The organism is Acidiphilium sp. (genome assembly GCF_049977125.1).
GTDB lineage: Bacteria > Pseudomonadota > Alphaproteobacteria > Acetobacterales > Acetobacteraceae > Acidiphilium.
In genome coordinates this window covers 2,112-4,061 of sequence record NZ_JBMFGY010000206.1, presented here as the reverse complement: position 1 = coordinate 4,061, position 1,950 = coordinate 2,112, and the positions used below count along the sequence as shown (strand labels likewise).

At 64.3% G+C, this 1,950-nt stretch carries 1 protein-coding gene and 1 pseudogene; both read left to right on the top strand.

The features are described 5' to 3' along the window. A pseudogene (locus ACP5E6_RS16765) lies at positions 1-1,222 on the top strand (ATP-binding protein); the annotation flags it as partial. A gap of 4 nt (positions 1,223-1,226) precedes the next feature. After that, the gene (locus ACP5E6_RS16760; protein WP_427956074.1) at positions 1,227-1,946 is read left to right on the top strand and encodes a hypothetical protein; all 720 of its coding nucleotides are present in this window, start codon (positions 1,227-1,229) and stop codon (positions 1,944-1,946) included. Positions 1,947-1,950 lie beyond the last annotated feature (4 nt).

Below are 1,950 nucleotides of genomic sequence, written 5' to 3'. Positions count from 1 at the left end.
GGGGATCGAACCCACGGTCGATGCCGCGATCGAGCGGCTCGATCCGGGTCTGCGGACCGTGCTCGGCACGGCATCGGCGGAGGGTGACACGGCGGGTCCAGCACCTGAGGCGTTCTGGTGGGAAATCGTCGATCTGCTGTGCCGCGCAGGCGAGTACCGGCTCGCCGGGATTGCCCAGCGCCGGGCGGTGCCGGTCCTCGAGGATCTCATCACCGCGGCCCGTTCGCCGGCCGTACGCGACAATTTCGAGAAGATCCGCGCGCATACCGACGAGCCGCTGCCCGACGTGTTCGAGCGCTACATCAAGTCGCTGATCAAGATGCTGCCCTCGCTCAACCAGCGGACCTCGATCGATCTCGGCGACGCGCGGGTCATCGTGCTCGATCTCGACCGGGTGGCGCCCAAGGGCGACCGGCCTGAAGCGGTGCGGACCACCAGCCTGATGTACATGCTCGGGCGGCACATGATCGCCCGGAATTTCTTCCTCCGCGAACGCGATCTCGCCCGGGTGCCCGATGCGATGCGTGCCTATCATTCAAGGCGGATCGCGGATGTCACGGAATCGATCAAGCGGCTCGATTATGACGAATATCACCGCACCCGCGGCTCGAAATTCGTCCGCGCCCAGGTGGCAAGCGACGTGCTCGAAGGCGGCAAGCTCGGCATCCAGGTCGTGATCACCAGCCAGAGCATCAAGCATCTCGACGACGATCTGATCAGCTTCACCAACGAGCGCTATCTGCTCGGCGTCGATGACGAGATGGAGGCAAACGACATCATCGAGCGCTTTGCCCTATCCGAGGAAGCGGCGTCGACGCTACGGCGCAAGCTGAAGGGACCCGATCCGAACGGGGGCGGTGCGCCGTTCCTGATGCAGATCACCGTGAACAACCAGCGCTACGAGCAAATGCTGGTGAACTCCCTCGGCCCGATCGAGATCTGGGCGCTGAGCACCACACCGCTCGACATGCAGTTACGCCGGCGGCTTTACGAACGGCTCGGGCCGACCGAGGCGCGGCGCCGGCTCGCGCGCCTGTTCCCCAATGGGACCGCCGAACCCGAGATCGAGCGGCGCAAGACCGATCGTCTCAAGCGCGGCGAGGCGGACGATCGTGCCGAGGCCGGCGTGGTCGACGAGATTGCGGGCGAGATCACCGATCTCTACGGCATGGCGGCATCGCTGCGGACCGGGGAGCTGGTGGTTCGTCGTGCGGCCGAGTAGTGCCGTGCAGCCTGTTCGTCCGATGCCGCATCCGGGGCAGATGCTCATCCCGGTCGATGTGCCGAGCGACAGGACCAGCTTCACTGACGATGCGCTCGGGTCGTTCTATTCGATGTATGTCGGGCACTGGGACAAGCTTTTCTATCTGGGTGAGTTCCATCACGATCTGCTCGGCCGCCCGCTGGCGTTCGAGCAGGCGGATCCCGCGCCGTTCACCGACGCATTCCAGGCCTGGTGCTGTCTCACCGAGGATTTTACCCTGCAGATCCTGCGGTTCGATCTGGGTCACGGTCAGGAGATGATCGGCTATCGGTTGCACTCCACCGGTCCGATCGGGGTGGATGTCCGGCTGACCGCCCCGGATCTCGGGACCGCCTCGCAACGTCTGCTCCGGCTTCGATCCGCGCGGGTGCGACCCAATCCGCCGGACCCGGTACGCCGGGTCAAATGGGAACAGGCGCTGAAGGAAATCCAGAGGTATCCTCGCCGGATCGGTGTCTACGCGCCGCTGCTGACCCTGACGCAAACGACTGAAAGACCGGCGGTCGTCTGGATGCGGCGGTTCATTCGCGACCCTTTCATGATGACGGTCCGCGAGATGCGGAACGGCTCGTGCAACGTCGTCGTCCATGGTTTCGATGTGATGCAGTTCGATGCGGCCAGCCGTCAGGAAGGCCTCGAACGGGTCGAGATCCTGTTCGAAAAACTGCTGGTCAAGAAATAATGCG